The 19,879-nt window shown below is 62.8% G+C and carries 16 protein-coding genes; 7 read left to right on the top strand and 9 right to left on the bottom strand.

Translation table 11 applies throughout. The annotated features are described in order from the left end of the window. Positions 1–52: 52 nt before the first annotated feature. On the top strand, positions 53–799 hold the full coding sequence (gene pdxJ, locus ACIPO9_RS27025; protein WP_274135515.1) for a pyridoxine 5'-phosphate synthase: 747 nt from the start codon (positions 53–55) through the stop codon (positions 797–799). A 121-nt stretch (positions 800–920) separates the two neighbouring features. Here pdxJ and cmoB read toward each other — a convergent pair whose 3' ends face one another. The 4 genes from cmoB to lon all read right to left on the bottom strand — a co-directional run bounded on the left by cmoB (position 921) and on the right by lon (position 5,711). Beyond that, the gene (cmoB, locus tag ACIPO9_RS27020) at positions 921–1,880 is read right to left on the bottom strand and encodes a tRNA 5-methoxyuridine(34)/uridine 5-oxyacetic acid(34) synthase CmoB (RefSeq protein ID WP_400784409.1); all 960 of its coding nucleotides are present in this window, start codon (positions 1,878–1,880) and stop codon (positions 921–923) included. Further along, positions 1,877–2,620 (bottom strand): carboxy-S-adenosyl-L-methionine synthase CmoA, encoded by a 744-nt coding sequence (gene cmoA / locus ACIPO9_RS27015; RefSeq protein WP_400784407.1) that lies wholly within the window; start codon positions 2,618–2,620, stop codon positions 1,877–1,879. The genes cmoB and cmoA overlap by 4 nt, the downstream gene beginning before the upstream one ends. 92 nt (positions 2,621–2,712) lie before the next feature. Continuing rightward, the gene (locus tag ACIPO9_RS27010; protein WP_274135509.1) at positions 2,713–3,105 is read right to left on the bottom strand and encodes a protease inhibitor I42 family protein; all 393 of its coding nucleotides are present in this window, start codon (positions 3,103–3,105) and stop codon (positions 2,713–2,715) included. Between the two features lie 188 nt (positions 3,106–3,293). Further along, positions 3,294–5,711 (bottom strand): endopeptidase La, encoded by a 2,418-nt coding sequence (gene lon, locus ACIPO9_RS27005; protein WP_274135508.1) that lies wholly within the window; start codon positions 5,709–5,711, stop codon positions 3,294–3,296. 268 nt (positions 5,712–5,979) lie between these two features. Between lon and ACIPO9_RS27000 the strand changes: the two genes are divergently transcribed. Genes ACIPO9_RS27000 through ACIPO9_RS26985 form a run of 4 tightly spaced genes read left to right on the top strand, consistent with a single transcriptional unit; the run spans position 5,980 to position 10,334 of the window. Next, positions 5,980–6,651 (top strand): methylamine utilization protein, encoded by a 672-nt coding sequence (locus ACIPO9_RS27000; protein ID WP_400784406.1) that lies wholly within the window; start codon positions 5,980–5,982, stop codon positions 6,649–6,651. After that, positions 6,648–8,999, top strand: coding sequence for an EAL domain-containing protein (locus tag ACIPO9_RS26995; RefSeq protein WP_400604591.1), 2,352 nt, complete (start codon positions 6,648–6,650; stop codon positions 8,997–8,999). The genes ACIPO9_RS27000 and ACIPO9_RS26995 overlap by 4 nt, the downstream gene beginning before the upstream one ends. A gap of 13 nt (positions 9,000–9,012) precedes the next feature. Beyond that, complete coding sequence (locus ACIPO9_RS26990) at positions 9,013–9,903, top strand: DUF3034 family protein (RefSeq protein ID WP_274135503.1); 891 nt, start codon at positions 9,013–9,015, stop codon at positions 9,901–9,903. Then, complete coding sequence (locus tag ACIPO9_RS26985) at positions 9,903–10,334, top strand: group 1 truncated hemoglobin (RefSeq protein WP_400784405.1); 432 nt, start codon at positions 9,903–9,905, stop codon at positions 10,332–10,334. Before ACIPO9_RS26990 ends, ACIPO9_RS26985 begins: the two co-directional genes overlap by 1 nt. Positions 10,335–10,751: 417 nt before the next feature. Here ACIPO9_RS26985 and ACIPO9_RS26980 read toward each other — a convergent pair whose 3' ends face one another. From ACIPO9_RS26980 to ACIPO9_RS26970, 3 genes are all read right to left on the bottom strand, one after another. Beyond that, the gene (locus ACIPO9_RS26980; protein ID WP_400784403.1) at positions 10,752–13,169 is read right to left on the bottom strand and encodes a glucose/quinate/shikimate family membrane-bound PQQ-dependent dehydrogenase; all 2,418 of its coding nucleotides are present in this window, start codon (positions 13,167–13,169) and stop codon (positions 10,752–10,754) included. Between the two features lie 117 nt (positions 13,170–13,286). Continuing rightward, positions 13,287–14,651, bottom strand: coding sequence for a carbohydrate porin (locus ACIPO9_RS26975; RefSeq protein ID WP_400784401.1), 1,365 nt, complete (start codon positions 14,649–14,651; stop codon positions 13,287–13,289). Between the two features lie 405 nt (positions 14,652–15,056). Continuing rightward, positions 15,057–17,087, bottom strand: a complete 2,031-nt coding sequence (locus tag ACIPO9_RS26970) for a TonB-dependent receptor (protein WP_400784399.1) — start codon at positions 17,085–17,087, stop codon at positions 15,057–15,059. 278 nt (positions 17,088–17,365) lie between these two features. On the opposite strand from ACIPO9_RS26970, the gene ACIPO9_RS26965 reads away from it, so the two are divergent. Then, complete coding sequence (locus ACIPO9_RS26965; RefSeq protein ID WP_274135493.1) at positions 17,366–17,593, top strand: VF530 family protein; 228 nt, start codon at positions 17,366–17,368, stop codon at positions 17,591–17,593. 23 nt (positions 17,594–17,616) lie between these two features. Continuing rightward, complete coding sequence (locus tag ACIPO9_RS26960) at positions 17,617–18,279, top strand: Pr6Pr family membrane protein (RefSeq protein WP_400784398.1); 663 nt, start codon at positions 17,617–17,619, stop codon at positions 18,277–18,279. Positions 18,280–18,457: 178 nt separating this feature from the next. Here the strand turns inward: ACIPO9_RS26960 and ACIPO9_RS26955 are convergent, their stop codons facing one another. Next, positions 18,458–19,228: a siderophore-interacting protein gene (locus ACIPO9_RS26955; protein WP_400784396.1), complete on the bottom strand. Its 771-nt coding sequence runs from the start codon at positions 19,226–19,228 to the stop codon at positions 18,458–18,460. Then, on the bottom strand, positions 19,225–19,818 hold the full coding sequence (locus ACIPO9_RS26950) for a PadR family transcriptional regulator (RefSeq protein ID WP_400784395.1): 594 nt from the start codon (positions 19,816–19,818) through the stop codon (positions 19,225–19,227). Before ACIPO9_RS26950 ends, ACIPO9_RS26955 begins: the two co-directional genes overlap by 4 nt. Between the last annotated feature and the right edge of the window lie 61 nt (positions 19,819–19,879).

Here is a 19,879-nt window from a genome sequence, read left to right as displayed (position 1 = left end):
AGACCCAGGCAGGCGCGATTCGCCTGTCCAGATGAAGTTTCAGGAGAACAAAGTGACCCACAGCACCCGCATCCTGCTCGGCGTGAACATCGACCACGTCGCCACCCTGCGTCAGGCCCGTGGTACCCGTTATCCCGATCCGGTCAAGGCGGCACTGGACGCCGAAGAAGCCGGGGCCGATGGCATCACCGTGCACCTGCGTGAGGACCGTCGTCACATTCAGGAGCGCGACGTGCTGCTGCTCAAGGACGTGCTGCAGACGCGCATGAACTTCGAGATGGGTGTGACCGAAGAGATGATGGCGTTCGCCGAGCGTATTCGTCCGGCGCACATCTGCCTGGTACCGGAAACCCGCCAGGAACTGACCACCGAAGGCGGCCTGGACGTCGCAGGCCAGGAAGCGCGGATCAAGGCCGCGGTCGAGCGTCTGTCGGCCATCGGCAGCGAAGTGTCGCTGTTCATTGACGCCGACGAGCGCCAGATCGAGGCCTCGGCGCGGGTCGGTGCACCGGCCATCGAGTTGCACACCGGGCGCTACGCCGACGCCGAGACCCCGACCGAGGTGGCCGAGGAACTCAAGCGCATCGCTGACGGCGTGGCCTTTGGCTTGAAGCAGGGACTGATCGTCAACGCCGGCCACGGCTTGCATTACCACAACGTCGAAGCGGTGGCGGCGATCAAGGGCATCAACGAACTGAACATCGGCCACGCGCTGGTGGCCCATGCGCTGTTCGTGGGCTTCAAATCGGCGGTGTCGGAGATGAAGGGGTTGATCCTGGCGGCTGCCAGCAAGGCCTGATCGCGTATATCGCTGAGCCCTGTAGGAGCGCGCTTGCCCGCGACTGCGGCGTGTCAGTCAATCTGGCTGTGACCGACATGACGCAATCGCGGGCAAGCGCGCTCCTACAGGTGGGCGGCCCTCAGGCCTTGCGCCCGACGATCACCGCTCTGCGCGGCGCAGGCAGGCCTTCCACGGTCTTGCTGTGGGCGTTCGGATCGAGGAAGTCGCTGAGCGACTGATACTTCATCCATTCGGTGCTGCGCTGTTCTTCGACAGTGGTAGTGCTGACATCCACGCAACGCACATCGACGAACCCCGCCCGGCGCAACCACAATTCCAGCGCAGGCACCGACGGCAGGAACCAGACGTTGCGCATCTGCGAGTAGCGGTCCTCTGGCACCAGCACCTGGTGCACGTCGCCTTCGACGACCATGGTTTCCAGCACCAGCTCGCCGCCCTTGACCAGGCAATCCTTCAACGCCAGCAAGTGATCGATCGGCGACTTGCGGTGGTACAGCACGCCCATGGAAAACACCGTGTCGAACCCTTCCAGCCGAGCAGGCAGGTCTTCCAGCGCGAACGGCAGGTGCCAGGCGGGCAGGTCGGGCAGGTAGCGCTGCATGGCCTGGAACTGGCAGAAGAACAGCCAGTTCGGATCGACGCCGATCACGCTGTCGGCTCCCGCGCCCAGCATGCGCCACTGGTAGTAGCCGTTGCCGCAACCCACGTCCAGCACGCGCTTGCCCACCAGATCCAGATGGGGCGCGACCCGCGACCATTTCCAGTCCGAGCGCCATTCGGTATCGACATGCACGCCGAACACGTCGAACGGCCCCTTGCGCCAGGGCGACAGGCCCATCAGCGCGGCGCGAGTCTGCTCGCGGGTGGCGTCGTCGCAGTCGGTGTCGAGGATGAACGCATCCTTGAGTTCGACCCGGCTCGGCGTCAGTGCGGGCAGGGCGTTCAGCGCGCCTTGCCAGCGCTCCAGATCGCCATGGCCTTTTTCCATCTTGGCGTCGAGCTGCGCTTGCAGGCCTTGGGCCCAGTTGGACAGCGGGGTGCCCGCCAGGCGGCGGACCAGTGGGGCGAGATCAATCATGGCAGGGCAATCAGAGAGGCGAAATTGAGGCACTGGAACCAGGGCACGACTTTACTGAACCCTGCGGCCAGCAGGCGTTCGCGATGCTGTTCGAGGCTGTCGGGCTTCATCACGTTTTCGATGGCGCTGCGCTTCTGGGCGATTTCCAGTTCGCTGTAGCCGTTGGCACGCTTGAAGGCCACGTGCAGGCCGGTGAGCAGGGCGTGTTCTTCGCTGTCGTCGAAACGCAGCTTCTCCGACAGGATCAGCGCACCGCCGGGCAGCAGCGACTGACGAATGCGCGTCAGCAAGGCCAAGCGTTGTTCGGGGGCGATGAACTGCAGGGTGAAGTTCAGGGCCACCACCGAAGCCGGCTGGAATTCGAGGGCGAGAATGTCGCCTTCGATGACGTCCACCGGCAGCAGTTCCTGGAACATCGAATCCTGTGCATTGAGGTACTCGCGGCAGCGCTCGACCATGGCGGCAGAATTGTCGATGGCGATCACTCGGCAATCGTCGGTGCGCACGTGGCGGCGCAGGGCCTGGGTCACCGCGCCCAGGGAACTGCCCAGGTCGTAGAGCACGCTGTGGGGCTGGGCGAACTGCGCCGCGAGCACGCCAAGGTTCTCGACGATGGTCGGGTAACCGGGCACCGAACGCTTGATCATGTCCGGGAACACCCGCACCACGTCCTCGTTGAAGGCGAAGTCAGGCACCTGGCCCAGCGGCTGGGCGAATATGCGGTCGGGTTCTTGGCTCACGGCGATTCCGAAGGATGAGGCGAAAAGTGCGGCATTTTAGCCAAATGTGCCGCGATGCTGAAACCTCATCTCATCGTTCGGGCGTTTGCCACTCAATTGACCGTAATTGCGCAATCGAAGGTGCGCTCGGGGCGGACCTCGGGTGCCCAGGGTTGTTGATAGACCATCATCAGATGCCCCGTCCCTGCACTGGCGGCCTTGTAGCGCCACACCGACTGCCCGGATGTGCCGACCATGCCGATGTCCTGCGGGCTGTTGAACACTTCCGGCCCCATGGCGTTAAGGATCGAGGGCGCAGGGTTCTGCATCAGCCAGCGGTGCCCGGTGGTGGGGTTGCTCGGCAGCATGAGCATCAGGGTCTGGCCGGTCTTGAGGGTGATGGGGCAGTCTTTCTGATCTTCCAGGGACACGATCTGTTTCGGTTGCTGGGCACAGGCGGCCAGCAGGGCGAGGCTGAACGGGACGAGCAGACGGGCAGGGGACATGGAGGCTCCGGACGTGGGCTACTTGCGTCGGAGCATAACTGAAGAACGTGTGAATGCTAATCGCATCTCGGTACGAACTGTAGGAGCGCGCTTGCCCGCGACGGCGTCGTGTCAGTCAACCAAGCTGTGACAGACATGACGCAATCGCGGGCAAGCGCGCTCCTACCGGTCTTGTGGAGGCCGGAAGGTTAGAACAACACCTTCGAAACATCCGAAAAACGCTTGGCGAAGTGCACGGTGATGCCTTCCTTGAGGTAGTCCGGCAGTTCTTCGAAGTTGCCGCGGTTGGCTTCCGGCAGGATCAGTTCGAAGATCTTCTGCCGCCGCGCCGCGATCACCTTCTCGCGCACGCCGCCAATCGGCAGGACATGCCCGGTCAGGGTCAGCTCGCCAGTCATGGCCACGCCTTTCTTCGGCGCCTGGTTGCGCGCCAGGGAAAGCAGCGCGCTGGCCATGGTCACGCCGGCGCTAGGGCCGTCTTTTGGCGTGGCCCCTTCAGGCACGTGCAGGTGAACGAAGGCTTCGTCGAAGAAACCCTTGTCGCCGCCAAACTTGGCCAGATTGGAGCTGACGTAGCTGTAGGCGATTTCCGCAGACTCCTTCATCACATCCCCCAGTTGCCCCGTCAGCTTGAAGCCACGGTTATGGGTGTGAATGCGCGTGGCCTCGATCGGCAAGGTGGCGCCGCCCATGCTGGTCCAGGCCAGGCCAGTAATCACGCCGGTGCCGGACAGCACCTGCTCGTTGCGGAACACTGCCATCCCCAGGGAGGCTTCGAGGTCTTTCGGCCCGATCTTGACCACGGTATCCGGGTTGTCCAGCAGCTTGACCACCGCCTTGCGCACCAGCTTGCCCAGCTGTTTCTCCAACTGGCGCACCCCGGCTTCACGGGCATAGCCGTCGATCACCGCCCGCAGGGCGCTGTCGCTGATGGTCAGGCTGGACTTCGACACACCGGCCTTTTCCAGCTGCTTGGGCCACAGGTGGCGCTTGGCGATGGCCAGTTTTTCTTCGGTGATGTAACCGGACAGGCGAATCACTTCCATGCGGTCCAGCAACGGGCCGGGAATCGAATCCAGGGTGTTGGCGGTGCAGACGAACAGCACCTTGGACAGGTCCAGGCGCAGGTCCAGGTAGTGGTCGAGGAATTCGACGTTCTGCTCCGGATCCAGCGTTTCCAGCAGCGCCGAGGCCGGGTCGCCCTGGTAGCTCTGGCCCATCTTGTCGATCTCGTCGAGCATGATCACCGGGTTCATCACTTCCATGTCCTTCAACGCCTGCACCAGCTTGCCCGGCTGGGCGCCGATGTAGGTGCGACGGTGGCCCTTGATTTCAGCTTCGTCGCGCATGCCGCCGACGCTGAAACGATAGAACGGACGACCCAGGGATTCGGCGATGGACTTGCCGACGCTGGTCTTGCCCACACCGGGCGGGCCCACCAGCAGCACGATGGAACCGGCGATCTCGCCCTTGTAGGCGCCCACCGCAAGGAATTCGAGGATGCGGCTCTTGATGTCATCAAGGCCTGCGTGGTGCTGGTCGAGCACCTTGCGCGCGTGTTTGAGGTCCAGCTTGTCTTCGCCGTAGACGCCCCACGGCACGGAGCTGGCCCAGTCCAGATAGTTGCGGGTGACGGCGTATTCCGGCGAGCCGGTTTCCAGCACCGAGAGCTTGTTGATCTCCTCATCGATGCGTTTGCGCGCCTGGGGCGGCAGGGTCTTGCCTGCCAGGCGTTCTTCGAACTGTTCGATGTCGGCGCTGCGGTCGTCCTTGGTCAGGCCCAGCTCCTGCTGGATGACCTTGAGCTGTTCCTTGAGGAAGAACTCACGCTGATGCTCGCCGATCTTGCGGTTTACTTCGGCAGAAATCTCTTTTTGCAGCCGCGCGACTTCGACTTCCTTGCGCAGCATCGGCAAGACTTTTTCCATGCGCTTGAGCACGGGCACGCAATCGAGCACTTCCTGCAGCTCAACGCCGGTGGCGGAGGTCAGGGCGGCGGCGAAGTCGGTCAGCGGCGAAGGATCGTTGGGGCTGAAGCGGTTGAGGTAGTTCTTCAGCTCTTCGCTGTACAGCGGGTTGAGCGGCAGCAGCTCCTTGATCGCGTTGATCAGCGCCATGCCGTAGGCCTTCACCTCATCGGTGGGCTCGTTGGGCTGGTGCGGGTATTCGACTTCCACCAGGAATGGCGGGCGATGGTGCTTGAGCCAGGTCTTGATGCGCACGCGGCTCAGGCCCTGGGCGACGAACTGCAGCTTGCCGTTTTCGCGGCTGGCGTGGTGCACCTTCACCAGGGTCCCGTACTCGGGCAGTGCCTTGGTGTCGAAGTGGCGCGGATCTTCTGGCGGCGTGTCCATGAAGAACAGCGCAAGGGAGTGGTGATCGGATTTGCTCACCAGCTCCAGAGTCTCAGCCCAGGGCTCTTCATTGACGATGACCGGCAGGACCTGGGCCGGGAAGAAGGGGCGGTTGTGAATCGGGATGATGTACACCTGGTCCGGCAGATTCTGCCCAGGCAGGGCGAGGCTTTTGCTGTCCGAGTGAAGAATTTCGTGCTCGTGATCGACGTCGTCTGAGGCGTGGTTCGAGTCGCTTTGCTGGTCGCTCATGGGGCACCTGCATAAATGGAGTTGAGGCTTAGATGGGGCAGTCTTGCTCAGGTTTCAATAGTTGAGGCCGATAGCATTGAATACGGACGTCGATAGAGAAATATAGGTGGCTTGTGCCATTCGTCGGCGACCGTTGAGTGATGGCTTTATAGTGGCCTTTATTGCATGATCTTTCTGCAGGGTGAGGTTACTCTGCGCGCGACGCTGCAACACAAAGCCAAGGCCGGCGCTATTCTTTTATCGACCACGCCGTTCTTGGATCCCACGTATGAATCCGGTTGTATCTACGTTCCTGCTGGCAGCGACCCTTCTGGGCGCCTGCGCCAGCCATGCTGCAGGTCTCACGGCTGACTTCGTCGATGCTCAGGGCAAGCCCCTGAACGATGTCGTGCTGACGCTGCAAGGTCCGGCGGGCAAGCCGGACCCGGCGCCCAAGGCCGACATGGACCAGCGCGACCAGCGTTTTGCGCCTCACGTGCTCGCAGTGCGCACTGGCACACAAATCAAGTTTCCCAACAGCGACAACATCCGCCATCAGGTGTACTCCTTTTCTGCGGCAAAACGTTTCGAACTGCGCCTGTATGGCGGTACGCCATCGGATCCGGTGCTCTTCGACAAGCCCGGCGTGGTGGTGCTTGGCTGCAACATCCATGACTGGATGCTCGGCTACGTGTATGTCACGGACGATCCATGGTTTGGCGTGAGCGATGAAAAAGGCACGCTGACCCTCGACCAGATGCCAGCCGGCCACTACGTGGCTACGCTCTGGCATCCCCAAGCGGTGGACATGCAACCGGTATCAGGCGGTGAAATCGACATTCCGGCCGCAGGCCTGCACCAGCACTTCAAGCTGGCGGTGCAGCCCAAGGCCGACGACATGCCCGCAGCGCCGCCGTCCAGCGCATTCGGCGATGCCTTTCACAAAGCAGCCCACGAATGAAATTGCGTATCGGCTTCCAGGCCCGCATCGCCAGCGTGCTGATTTTGCTGCTGCTGATCGTGGTCGTCGCGGTGTTCGTGGCCGTCAAGGCCGCGACCCAGGATGCCGTGCGCAAACAGGCCCAGGTTCAGTTGGAGGTGGGCACCCGGGTGTTCGAGGGCTTGCTGGAGATTCGTGGCAAACGGTTACGCGATGCCGTGCAATTGTTGTCCAGTGATTTCGGCTTTCGCGATGCGGTGGCCTCCGCCGACTCTGCGACCATTCGCTCGGTGCTGCTCAATCACGGTGCCCGCATCGATGCCTCGGACATGTTCCTGCTGGGCATGGACGGCAAGGTCCTGGCCAGCACCGTGGCGCAGATTCCCGAGGGCTCGCCGTTCCCGTACATGCAGGCGCTGCGTGAACTCAAGAGCAAGAACCAGTCGATGCTGATCGTGCCGCTGCAAGGCAAGCCGCACCTGCTGGTGGAAAGCACGGTCATGGCGCCCTTGCCCATTGCCCGGGTGGTGATGGGGTTCAGCATGGATGACGACCTGGCCCGGGAGTTGCGCTCGCTCAGCGGTTTGCAGGTATCGTTTCTGTCCATCGTGCATCAGGCCCCGGGGCAGATCATCAGCACCCAGCCAGAGGCCCTGTACGACAGCCTGCAAGGGCTGATGCTCACACCCGCCAGCGACCAGATGCAGATGACCACGCACCAGGATCAGAGCTTTCTGAGCAAGACCCTGCACCTGGGCACCATCAGCGACACCGACGGCGAGGTCGTGGCGCTGCTGCAGAGCCCGCTGGACACCGCCATGAAGGCGTTCGCGCCGCTGGACGAAAAACTCTACTGGATCACCCTGGTGGCGCTGGCCGGTTCCCTGGTGGGCACGCTGTTGCTGGCGCGCAGTGTGTCGCTCCCGGTGCGTGCCCTGGCCCGGGCCGCCAAGCGGATCGAGGAGGGTGACTACCTGACGCCGGTCATGCTGGCCCGCAGTGACGAACTGGGACTGCTGGCCGGCGCACTCAATTCCATGCAGACAGGCATCGCAGAGCGCGAGCAGCAACTGGCTCACAACGCCCTGCACGACGGCCTCACCGGGCTGCCGAACCGGGCGCTGGCGATGGAGCGGCTGGGCAGCGCAATTGCCGCTCAAAGGCCGGTGGCGCTGCTGTATCTGGGCCTGGAAAACTTCCGCGCAATAAATGACAGCATCGGGCCTGAGGGCGTCGAGCAGCTGTTGCAGGTCATCAGTGAGCAACTGCAACTGCCGCTGCGGCCGGGCGATACCGTGGCGCGGCTTTCCGGTCATGAGTTCCTGTTGCTGGTGCACCACGCCGAGACCGATTCTGCGGTGGCGGTGGCCGACCGCTTGCAGCGCTTGCTGCTCAAGCCCCAGCGCATCGCCGACCACGATATTTCCCTGGACGCCTGCATCGGCATCGCCGCCTACCCGCTCAACGGCGATTCGCCGTCGGAGCTGGTGCGCCGCGCCTCCATTGCCCACCAGGATGCAACGCAAATGCCGGGGCGCCTGCAAGTGTACGAAGACGGCCGCGACCTGGCCCACCAGCGGCAGATCTGCCTGATTCGCGATCTGCGCCACGCCGCCCGCAATGGCGAACTGGCGCTGCATTACCAACCCAAGCTGGATATCCGCAACGGCCGCGTGCGTCAGGCCGAAGCCCTGCTGCGCTGGCAACATCCGCAGTTCGGCAATGTTTCGCCGGCCGAATTCATCGTGCTGGCCGAGCGCACCGGCAGCATCCAGATACTCACCGGCTGGGTGATCGAAGAAGCCATGCGCCAGTTGGCCGAGTGGGGGCGCCGCGGCCTGCACGTGCAGCTGTCGGTGAACATCTCGGCGGACGATCTGCTCAGCGGCGATCTGGCCCACCGCGTCTCGAGCCTGCTCAAGCTGTACCGCGTGCCTGCCGAACAACTGGTCTTCGAGATCACCGAAAGCGCCGTGATGCGCGAGCCCGAGCATGCCCTCAAGGTGCTCAATGGCCTGCGCGAGTGCGGCATTAGCCTGTCGGTGGATGACTTCGGCACTGGCTACTCTTCCCTGGCGCACCTCAAGCGGCTGCCGGTGCAGGAGCTCAAGATCGACCAGTCGTTCGTGCGCAACCTGGACGAAACCAGCGAGGATGCGGTGATCGTGCGTTCCACCATCGAAATGAGCCATAACCTGGGGCTCAAAGTGGTCGCCGAGGGCGTCGAGTACGAACACAGTTTGCGCCTGCTGGAGCGCTGGCATTGCGACACGGCGCAGGGCTATCTGATCAGCCGGCCACTCACGGCGGTCGCGTTTGAAGCATGGATCGCCAAATCCCACCATTCCCCGAGCATGATGGTTCACTGATTGGTTCACGTTTATGGCACGTAGTCTCTCGGCTGTTTTCAGCCCTGTGGTGTTGGCAAGTCTGGTGGGCGGTTGCGTGACAGCAACAGCGCCTTTTGTTGCGGCCGATCAGGGGCGCCTGATCGCGACCGGGGGCGCCAGCAGTATCGAAGGCGCCGCCGGTGGCGGGATCATCCCGTGGGCGGTGCTGGCCAATTACGACGAAAAGGGCGAGTGGGGTGCAAATGCCTTCGCCACCCACGTCAATTTGCCGGACTACACCCTGGACGTGGTCGGGATGGCCGCTTCCTACGGTAACCGCGTGGAAGTGTCCTACGCCCATCAGCGGTTCGACCTGGGGTCACTGGTCAATAAATTCAGCCTGCCCGAAGACAACCTCACCCAGGATGTCTTTGGTGTCAAAGTGCGCCTGTTCGGTGACCTGATCTACGATCAGTTGCCGCAAGTTTCCTTGGGCGTCGAGTACAAGCATCAGAACGATTTCCTGATCCCGAGCCTGGTGGGCGCCCGGCGCGATTCGGACGTCGAAGGCTACCTCACCGCCAGCCGCCTGTTCATGGGCGCAGCCTTTGGCTACAACCTGGTGGTCAACGGCGGCGTGCGTTACAGCCGGGCCAACGAAACCGGCTTGCTGGGCTTCGGCGGTGATCGTCGCGACACGCGCAGCGTTTTGAAAGAAGGCTCGGTGGCGCTGCTGTTCAACCCGCGCTGGGCGGTGGGCGTCGAGTACCGGGAGAAGCCCGACAACCTGTCATTTGCCGGGGAGAGCGATTGGGCCGATATGTTTGTCGGCTGGTTCCCCAACAAGCATGTATCCGTGGTACTGGCCTACGCACGGCTGGGAGAAATCGCCACGCTGGATAACCAGAACGGCACGTATCTGTCTGTGCAGGGGAGTTTCTGATGGGTTGGCCCCTACGTTGGTTCGGTGCGCTGGGCCTGGCGCTGCTCGTCGGCTGCGCCCAGCAGCCGCCCAGGGATGACAGCCTGTATCAGGCCCTTGGGCAGCGCGCCGGGATCCAGAAGATCGTCGAAGGCATGTTGCTGCACATCGCGAAAGACGAGCGCATCGTCGAGCATTTTCGCAAGATCGATATCGTCCGCCTGCGCGACAAGCTGGTGGAGCAGTTTTGCGTCGAGGCGGGCGGCCCCTGTCGGTACACCGGCGACAGCATGGCCGAAACCCACAAGGGTCAGAACCTGACCCGCAGTGATTTCAATGCGCTGGTGGAGGACCTGATCGATGCGATGGACGAGCTGAACATCCCGGTAGCGACCCAGAACCGTCTGCTCGCGCGGCTCGCGCCGATGCGTGGGGATGTGATCGAGAAGTAACCACCGCACCACAACCCCGTAGCAGTCCGGCTTGCCGGCGATTGCGACCTTGAGTACGCCGTCGCGGGCAAGCGCGCTCCTACAAGGGTGGGGTACACACATCCGTAGCAGCACGGCTTGCCGGCGGGGGCGATCTTGCGGACGCCATCGCGAGCAAGCTCACTCCTACAGGGTTGAGGTCAGCCACACCCGTAGCAGCACGGCTTGCCGGCGTCGGCGCTCTTGAGGACGCCATCGCGGGCAAGCGCGCCCCTACAGTAACAGGCACCACACACCCGTAGCAGTCCGGCTTGCCGGCGTCGGCGTTCTTGCGGACGCCCCCGCCGGCAAGCCGTGCTGCTACGGGATTGGCGGCGGCAATGAAAAAGGCGGTCACCTTTCGATGACCGCCTTTTTGTTTACCGCGCTACCGAATCACTACGGCAGTTTGTAGGCAATGATGTAATCGCCCATGCGGGTGCCCAGCGAGCCGTGGCCGCCTGCAACGATCAGCACGTATTGCTTGCCGTCCTTGCCGGTGTAGGTCATCGGGGTGGCCTGGCCGCCTGCTGGCAGACGTCCGGCGAACAGCTCCTTGCCGGTTTTCACGTCATAGGCACGCAGGTACTGGTCCAGGGTGCCGGCCAGGAAGCCGACGCCGCCTGCGGTGACCATCGAACCGCCCATGCTTGGCACGCCCACTGGCAGGCCAATCGGCACTGGCGTGTTGTCGCGGCTGGTGCCGTTCTTGTGCTTCCACACCACCTGGTTGGTGGTCAGGTCGACAGCGGCCACGTTACCCCACGAAGGCGCCTGGCATGGCATGCCGAACGGCGACATCAGCGGGTGCATGATGACCGCGTAAGGCGCGCCGGTGTTCGGCTGCACGCCGCTGGTTTCGCTTTCACGCTTGCTGCCGGCTTCCACTTTGGCGCGCGGCACCAGCTTGGAGACGAAGGCCATGTAGTTGGGGCTGGTGAACATCAGCTGACGCACCGGATCGACCGAAACGGCGCCCCAGTTGAACACGCCCACGTTACCCGGATAGATGATGCTGCCCTGTTCGGACGGAGGCGTGTACTGGCCCTCGTAACGCAGTTCCTTGAACTGGATGCGGCACAGCATCTGGTCGAAGGCGCTGCCGCCCCACATGTCTTTCTCTTTAAGCTCCGGCGGCAGCATGTTCAGCTGCGAACGCGCTTGGGTCGGCGAGGTGTGGTCGCCTTGTGCGGCACCGCTCGGCGCAGGCACTTCGTCGATCGGCACGATCGGCGTACCGTCGCGGCGGTCCAGTACGTACAGGCTGCCTTGCTTGGTCGGCTGAATCACGGCCGGCTTCACGCCGTCCTTGGTTTTCAGGTTGATCAGGGTTGGCTGGCTCGGTACGTCCATGTCCCACAGGTCGTGGTGAGTGAACTGGTAGTTCCAGCGCACCTTGCCGGTGTTGACGTCCAGCGCGACCAGGCCTGCGCTGAATTTCTCGGCGCCAGGGGTACGGTCGCCGCCGTACTGGTCAGGCATCTGGTTGCCCAGAGGCAGGTAGACCAGGCCCAGTTTCTCGTCGACGCTGGCCAGCGACCACATGTTCGGCGCGTTGCGCGAATAGAACTGGTCCGCCGCGATAGGAGCGGTGGCGTCCGGGTTGTTCGGGTCCCAGTTCCACACCAGCTTGCCGTCGTGCACGTCATAGGCGCGAATCACGCCGGAAGGCTCGTTGGTGGACTCGTTGTCAGTGACGTGGCCACCGATGATCACCAGGTTACGGGTGATCGCGGCAGGCGAGGTGGAGTAGTAGCCACCAGCAGTGAACGGACCGATGTTGGCGCGCAAATCGACCGCGCCCTTGTTGGCGAAGTCTTCACAGACTTTGCCGGTGTCGGCGTTCAGGGCGATCAGACGGGCGTCGGCGGTCGGCAGGTACAGGCGGCGTGGGCACGACGTGGCAACGGCCTTGCCGGCGTCCGACAGCTCGGCAGCCGGAGCGCCTACGTCGGTCTTGGAGTAGGCATCTTCGTCGTAGTACGAAACGCCACGGCAGGTCATGTGCGCCCAGCCGGTGAAGTTTTTCGCGCCTTCCTTGGAGATCTGCGGATCGTAGCTCCAGATCGTCTTGCCGGTGTCAGGGTCCAGCGCCAGCACCTTGCTGTGCGGCGTGCAGGCATAGACCATGCCGTTGACCTTGAGCGGGGTGTTTTCGTTGGTCAGTTCGACCGGGTCTTCAGCCGTTGGCAGGTCGCCGGTGCGGATGCGCCACGCTTCCTGCAACTTGCCGACGTTTTCAGGGGTGATCTGCTTGAGCGGCGAGTAGCGGTTGCCGTGCTCGGAGCGGCCATAGGCCTGCCAGTCGCCTTCAGGCATCGGCTGCGGGTCGTAGGCGACGCCTGCGTCGTCACGGTCCAGCGTGCCCTTGATTTCACCGGGGTTGGTGAACTGGCTGGCCAGTGCGGTCAGGCCTGCCAGCACCACGGCGATGCTCAGTGCAGTGCTCGGCATGCCGCCAGGCTGACCACGCAGCAGCGGGCGGCGGAACCATGGCAGCAGCATCACCAGGCCCAGCACGAACCACAGCGACAGGCGCGGCACCAGTTGCCACCAGTCCAGGCCCACTTCCCACAAGGCCCAGACGGTGCTTGCGAACAGCACCAGCGCGAACAGGCCCAGCGCCGAGCGACGGCCCATCACCAGCAACACGCCGGTGCCGATAAAGCCGATGCCGGCCAGCAGGTAGTACAGCGACCCGCCCAGTGTCAGCAGTTTGATACCCCCGGCCAGCAAGGCCAGGCCCATGACCAGAATCACCAGTCCGAGCAAGCTCGGCAACAGGCGACCCTTACTGAAAGCACCGTCAGTGCTCATAGTGTCGTACTCCGTAACGATTAATTGGTTGACGCCAAGTCCCTTTGCAGCGTGGGGCTGAAGCTTTGAAGCCACAGCCTTCACGCTAGTTCCTCAAATGCGGTATAGAAAGGTGGATCAGAACGAGGACTGAATCTTCAGGCCGGCCACCAGCGCGTCATCGACCTGGCTCACGCCGCCCGGATGACGAATGAATTGCAGGTTGGGGCGCACGGTCAGCCAGTTGGTGACGTGCACGCCGTAGTACAGCTCGGCGTTGTATTCGGTGTCCTGAACGGGCAGGAAAGACGAATCGTTGTAGTCGCTGAGGTTTTTGGCCTGGTTCTGCAGGTTGATGTTCTTGCGGTAGGCCGGGTTTACGTGGATGCGGCCGACTGCCAGGCCGACGTCATCCTTGGGACGCGCGTCGAACGGGCCGGTGTAGGTGGCGCCCAGTGCGACGTAGTTGTCGATCATGTTGGTTTTCTTGTCGTGCAGGGTGCCGTTGGCGAACAGGCTCAGGCCCCGGCTGTTGTCGCTGGCCTGGCTCGTCACCTGCTGGCGCAGGGTCAGCCACATGCCGTGCTTGCTGGACGACGACGCATGCTCTTCACCGCTCAACGCTGCGTAACCACCATTGCTGTCCTTGTAGACGTCCGTGCTGTCGGCGGTGCTGTAGTAGTAACCCAGGCGGTATTCGCCCGGCAGGTCATTGACCTTCGGCGCCCAGACCAGCTCCACCGGCAATACGGCGCCCTGGGTGCCGCTGCCGCTGAGCTTGAAGTTGTTGTCGTTTTCCAGGTTCGACGGGTTCTGCTCGAACGCACCGACCTGCACGAACAGCTCGGGAGTGAGCTGGTATTTGACGCGCATGGCCCACTGGCTGATCGGCCAGTTGTACCAGATGCCGCCGCCCCAGTTGCCCACTTGCGAACCGCAGAACGACAGGTTCTGGAAGTCGCAGGGGAAGGTGTTGAAGTCTTCGCCTTCGTTGAAGCGGCCGACCTTGACGCTGAGCTTCTGGTCGAAGAATTTCTGCTGGTACCACAGGTCGGTCAGGCGCGTGACGTTGCCACGGCCCCAGACTTCCTGGGACGAGGAGATAGTGCCCACGCGCGGGTCGCCGATGCGGTCGTTGCTGATGTTGTCGCCGTTGCGGTTGGTCAGCGTCACCTGGAACTCGGCGTCCTGCCAGCCGAGGATCTTCTGCAGGTCCATGTGCGCGCCGAGGGCGAACTGGTCGGCGTAGCGGGTCGCCTTGTCATGGCTGTAGCCGCCGTGCAGGTTGGAACCCACTTCCACGACCGTGTCGAGCTTGAAGTCATAGCCCTGCTGCGAAAGCTCCGTGCGCTTGCCGCCCCAGTCGCCCAGCATCCAGGGAGATTCACTGTCGAACGCGGGTGTGGCCTGGGCGCAGGTGGCGAGGGTCAGCGTGGCGAGCCCCAGAAGGTGGCGATGACGAATCGGGCGAAGGTGGGTGCAGCGTTTCGAATGGAAAGGCATAGGGCGATGAATTCTTTTTGGTGATCTGGATACGGCGCAGCCGCGTGCTGCGTCGATAAGCCGCGTGGCAAAACTTGACAGATTGCGAAGAGAAACGATTCAGCTCTCAACGCGGCGCGATGATAGGGGGCTAATCATTTTTTAAAAAGACGATTTTGCGACATGAATAGTTACATATCGCGCAACAGTGTTGAAACGGTGGGGTAGCGCTGTCCCTTAGTGTGGGTAAGGGTTGGGCAGAGCGACAGATGTAATGGGGGATGGATAACCTTTACAAAGGCTGACACCAATCCCCGTAGCAGCACGGCTTGCCGGCGGGGGCGGTGTGTCAGTGACGAATGTTCTGTCTGACACACCGCCCCGCCGGCAAGCCGTGCTGCTACGGGGCCGAGGTGAATTCGCGAATCAGAACGTTGTGCGCAACCCCACTTCAATGCTGCGCCCCTGCGCCGGGGCGATGTCGCGCAGGATGGAGCTGGCGTAGCGCACGGTCTGGTTGGTCAGGTTCTCGCCGTTGACGAACGCCAGCCACTGACTCTCACCCACGTTGAATTTGTAACCGGCGCTGGCCCCCAGCGTTGTATAGCCGTCGGTGCCGCTCTCGTTGCCCGGCACCCGGCCTTGGGAGGCGGCGTGTTCGACGTCGATCCGCGCCTGCCACTTGTCCAGCTCCCATACCAGACCGCTGTTCAAACGCAGCGGGGCGATGCGCGGCAGGGCTTCGCCAGTGTCCAGATTGGTAGCGCGGGTATAGTCGCCCGAGAGCTCCAGCGCGAATTTTCCGTACTGGCTTTCGCCCAGTTTCCAGCGATCTTGCGCCTCGAATCCGACAAAGCGCGCCTTCACGCCCGAGTAGGTGTATTCCGGAATGCCGTCCGCGTCCTCCTCGCCGTCATCATTGAGCGTACGACCTGTCCCCAACAGCCCGATGTAATTGGAGAAGCGGCTGTAGAACACGCCGAAGCTGCCTTTGTGCGTGCCATTGTCGAAGCGCAGCGCCAGGTCGCTGGAGACGGCCTTTTCCTTCGACAGATCGGCGTTGCCGAGTTCGTAGGTGCCGGTCGCGACGTGGGCGCCGTTGGCGTACAGCTCGTAGAAGGTCGGCGCGCGTTCGGTGTAGCCCAGGGTTGCTGCCAGCGACCACACCGGTGTCAGGGTATAGACCGCACCGGTGGACAGGCTGCCGGCGGTGAAACTGCTGGAGCTGTCGGCGTTGGCGAAGCGTTCCTTGCCTTGGGCGTCCGGATCCACCGTGGTGTGCTCCAGGCGTCCACCCAGGCTCAGTTTCAGGCGTTCGGTGGCTTGTAGTTCTTCGAGAATGAACAGAGCGCCGGTGTCGGTATCGGTCTGCGGCACGAAAGCTTCTTCGCCCAGCGCCGAGAACTCGCTGCGGCTGACCTGCGCGCCGATCACCCCGTTCAACGGACCGATGGGCTGGTGGCGCGCTTCGACACGGGCCTCGTAACCCTTGTTCTTGAAGGTGGTGCCGACTTCGCCGTCCTCGATCTCCATGTGCTTGTATTCGGTGTAACCGGCGTCGAGCTTCACCGAGCTGAAGGGGCCCGCCAGGTTGCGGATTTCCGAAGCGAACGCGTAGTGATCCTGCTTCATCCGGATGCGCACGTCCTGTTCGGCGGGCGATCCGTAGTTGGCGTCGTAGTTGCTGTAGGAAAGCCCCGCGTAGCCATCGTCCCAGGTGTAGGAACCACCGATGGCTCCGCCGTCCTGACGCCCGTCGCTGTTGCCCAGGCGATGTTTCTTGTCGCCGCCATCGGGGTCGCGGGCGCGTTCGTCGGCGGTGCGGGCGTAGCCTGGAATCTTCAGATCGTTGAACTCTCGGGCATTGGCGTCCAGGTGCAAGGCAAAGGTGCCATTGCCCGCTTCCAGCTTGCCCGCACTGCTGCGGGTAGTGTCAGCGCCGCCGTAGCGCAATTCGCCGGCACCGTGAATGCCTTCGATGGCCTCGGTGGGGATGCGGTTGTCGAAAGTGTTGACCACGCCGCCGATGGCGCTGCCGCCGTACAGCAACGCAGCCGGCCCGCGCACGATTTCGATGCGGTCAACGTTCACCGGGTCCAGCGGCACCGCGTGGTCGTAGGACAGCGACGAGGCATCCAGCGCGCCCACGCCATTGCGCAGCAGGCGAATGCGGTCGCCGTCCAGCCCGCGAATGATCGGCCGGCTTGCACCGGGTCCGAAGTACGACGAAGACACACCCGGCTGCTTGTTCAGGGTTTCGCCCAGGCTGCCTTTCTGTTGCAGGGTCAGGTCGTCACCGGTGAGCACGGTACTGGGTGAGGCCAGTTGATCGCTGCCCAATGGGTTGGCAGTGATGGTTTGCTGTTCAAGCTCGATGGCGAATGCGGGGGAGGCGACCAACAGGGCGGTGGCCAGTGGCGTGAGGCGCCAGAGCCGGGATTTCGAGGGGCGGGACATGCAGCGGTTCCTTGGCGGGGGTGAGACTCAATGGTTAGTTTTTTATTGTTATAACATAACATTAAAAAAGCAATCATTTTGCAATTGCCCGTTTCCGCGCGATGCCTGTAGGACCGCGCTTGGTCTGGGCCGCATTCGGACGACCGCGGTGCGTCAGACACTACATCGGCGACTGCCACACCGCACCGCGGGCAAGCGCGCTCCTACAATGTCTTCACACCCATCGCGTGCTCCGCTAAGGTGCGCACCTCTCGACCTCATCACTGCACAGGCCTGCCATGACCACACCCAACACCGACCCGCTGCACGGCGTGACCCTCGAGCAGATTCTCAACGCGCTGGTCGAGCACTATGAGTGGTCGGGCCTGGCCGAGCGCATCGACATTCGCTGCTTCAAGAGCGACCCCAGCATCAAGTCGAGCCTGACCTTTCTGCGCAAGACGCCCTGGGCGCGGGAGAAGGTCGAGGCGTTGTACGTGAAACTGGCGCGCACCAAGCGTTGGTGATGCCTGTACAGGGATCGCCCGTGATGCACAGCCAGACACTGCAACTGAGGCCAGGACAACGCACCTACGCCACCGCCGCCATGCTGCTTGGCTGGTTCGCGCTGGCGGTGCAGTTGTATCTGGTGCTATGGGGGCGCTGGACCGATCAGGCCAGCCTGCTCGGCGGGCTGGTGAAGTTTTTCAGCTATTTCACGGTGCTGACCAACACCCTGGTCGCGACCGCGCTGACCTGCGCCATCACCGACCGGCACTCGGCGGGCCATCGTTTTTTCAGATCACCTGCTGCGTGCAGCGGCATCACCGCAAGCATTGTGGTGGTCGGCATTGCCTACAGCCTGCTGCTGCGCCATTTGTGGAGCCCGCAGGGCTGGCAGTGGCTGACCGATGAACTGCTGCACGACGTCATGCCGCTGGTGTTTCTGGGGTATTGGTGGCTGTTCGTGTGCAAGGGCATGCTCAGGTTCAAACACGTCCTGGCGTGGATGCTGTATCCGGTTTTGTATTTCGGTTATTTGCTGTTCCGGGGCGACATGATTGGCGATTATGTCTACCCGTTCCTGGACATTGGCACGCTGGGCCTTGCGGCGGCCATGACCAATGCGCTGGGTGTGCTGGCGGGGTTCGTGGGGGTCGGTTTGCTGATCTGGCTGGTAGATAAAGCAAGATCGCCCCACCCAGCCCCGTAGGAGCGCGCTTGCCCGCGATTGCGGTGTGTCAGACGACACACACCTCCCTGAACTGACTCGTCCGTAGCAGCACGGCTTGCCGGCGGGAGCGGTGTGTCAGTCAACTTATTCATCGCTGACACACCGCCCCCGCCGGCAAGCCGTGCTGCTACGAGATGGCGCTGAGTTCAAGGGCGGTTTATTCTTCCTCGGAACCCGCAATACGCCAATAGCCCGCCGCCTTCACCGCCGCTTCATCGAGCTTGAACTCATCGAGCAGCACCCGGCGGACCTTGCGCGACAGCGAGGACTCCGTCGCCACCCAGGCGTAAAGATCACCCTCGGGCAGCGTCAGTTGGCGTGTCACGTCCAGCAGGTCCCGCTCACCGCGCACCACCCAGATCACCTCCACCTGGGCCTGGCTTTCCAGCGTCTGGCGCTCGGCATTGTCTTCGATTTCCACCACCACCAGCGCACGGCGATTGCCTGGCAATTCCTCCAGGCGGCGGGCGATGGCGGGCAGGGCGGTTTCGTCGCCGATCAACAGGTAGCTGTCGAACATGTCCGGCACGATCATCGACCCGCGGGGACCTGCGATGAACAGAAACTGACCGACCGCAGCCTGCGACGCCCAGGTAGCGGCAGGCCCGTCACCGTGCAGCACGAAATCGATGTCCAGCTCGCCCGATTGCGCATCGTAGCGGCGCGGCGTGTAGTCGCGCATGGCAGGACGAGGGCCGTCGTTGTTCGAACCGGGCATGAAGTCCTCCAGCGCGGCCTGCTCTTCTGGCGTGGTCGCGAACAGCAGTTTGACGTGATCGTCGCTGCCCAGGCTGATGAAGCCTTGCAGTTGCGGACCGTGGAGGGTAATGCGGCGCATGCGCGGGGTGATGTCGGTGACGCGCAACACTTGCAGTTTGCGCCGCTTGATTTCATGGCTGACGCGATGGATCGATTGCTGTGAATTCATACCGGCTTCTCCGAACGGGTGTGGGGGCCGTCGACAACGGCTTTGGCGGTTTCGTTGAGCAGGTCGCGCACGCGGATGATTTCGTCCGGAGTCCAGCGACCGTGATGCATTTGCAGGGCATGGCGCAGGTTGTGCACCGCCTCGTGGATCTCCGGCGGGCGGTCATGGCCGCGCAGTGAGCGTTTGCTGACCTCGATGCGCATCTTCACGCCGTCCAGCGCCACGGCCTGTTCCACCAGGAACTGCTGGCCGGCTGCGGTGATCTGGTAACGCTTCTTGCCGCCTTCGGCGTCGCCGGTGATCAGCTCGCTTTCTTCAAGAAAGGTCAGGGTCGGGTAGATCACGCCGGGGCTTGGGCTGTAGGCACCGTCGAACAGGCCTTCGATCTGGCGGATCAGGTCATAGCCGTGGCAGGGCTGGTCGGCAATTAATGCCAACAGCAGCAGCTTCAGGTCGCCGGGCGCGAAGACCCGGGGGCCGCGTCCACCGCGCTCGCGGCCGGTACGTTTCTCGAATCCATCACGCCCGTCGCCGTGATCGCCGAAGTGCGGGCGGTGGTGATGAGGGTGGTCGTGTGAGTGGTCTCTCATCGTCTTTCATCTCTCTCTCGTTACGTTAGATATACCTTAAGATATATCTTAAGAAAGATGC

The organism is Pseudomonas sp. NPDC090203 (assembly GCF_044746765.1).
Lineage (GTDB): Bacteria > Pseudomonadota > Gammaproteobacteria > Pseudomonadales > Pseudomonadaceae > Aquipseudomonas > Aquipseudomonas putida_AD.
The sequence above is the reverse complement of the archived record's forward strand: the minus strand, read 5'-3'. Positions and strand labels throughout refer to the sequence as shown.

Excerpts from the sequence above, each read along its gene's own strand:
- cmoB (WP_400784409.1), bottom strand. The coding sequence starts at position 1,880 with ATGATTGATCTCGCCCCACTGGTCCGCCGCCTGGCGGGCACCCCGCTG.
- ACIPO9_RS27010 (WP_274135509.1), bottom strand. The coding sequence starts at position 3,105 with ATGTCCCCTGCCCGTCTGCTCGTCCCGTTCAGCCTCGCCCTGCTGGCC.
- lon (WP_274135508.1), bottom strand. The coding sequence starts at position 5,711 with ATGAGCGACCAGCAAAGCGACTCGAACCACGCCTCAGACGACGTCGAT.
- ACIPO9_RS27000 (WP_400784406.1), top strand. The coding sequence starts at position 5,980 with ATGAATCCGGTTGTATCTACGTTCCTGCTGGCAGCGACCCTTCTGGGC.
- ACIPO9_RS26995 (WP_400604591.1), top strand. The coding sequence starts at position 6,648 with ATGAAATTGCGTATCGGCTTCCAGGCCCGCATCGCCAGCGTGCTGATT.
- ACIPO9_RS26990 (WP_274135503.1), top strand. The coding sequence starts at position 9,013 with ATGGCACGTAGTCTCTCGGCTGTTTTCAGCCCTGTGGTGTTGGCAAGT.
- ACIPO9_RS26985 (WP_400784405.1), top strand. The coding sequence starts at position 9,903 with ATGGGTTGGCCCCTACGTTGGTTCGGTGCGCTGGGCCTGGCGCTGCTC.
- ACIPO9_RS26980 (WP_400784403.1), bottom strand. The coding sequence starts at position 13,169 with ATGAGCACTGACGGTGCTTTCAGTAAGGGTCGCCTGTTGCCGAGCTTG.
- ACIPO9_RS26975 (WP_400784401.1), bottom strand. The coding sequence starts at position 14,651 with ATGCCTTTCCATTCGAAACGCTGCACCCACCTTCGCCCGATTCGTCAT.
- ACIPO9_RS26970 (WP_400784399.1), bottom strand. The coding sequence starts at position 17,087 with ATGTCCCGCCCCTCGAAATCCCGGCTCTGGCGCCTCACGCCACTGGCC.
- ACIPO9_RS26965 (WP_274135493.1), top strand. The coding sequence starts at position 17,366 with ATGACCACACCCAACACCGACCCGCTGCACGGCGTGACCCTCGAGCAG.
- ACIPO9_RS26960 (WP_400784398.1), top strand. The coding sequence starts at position 17,617 with ATGCACAGCCAGACACTGCAACTGAGGCCAGGACAACGCACCTACGCC.
- ACIPO9_RS26955 (WP_400784396.1), bottom strand. The coding sequence starts at position 19,228 with ATGAATTCACAGCAATCGATCCATCGCGTCAGCCATGAAATCAAGCGG.
- ACIPO9_RS26950 (WP_400784395.1), bottom strand. The coding sequence starts at position 19,818 with ATGAGAGACCACTCACACGACCACCCTCATCACCACCGCCCGCACTTC.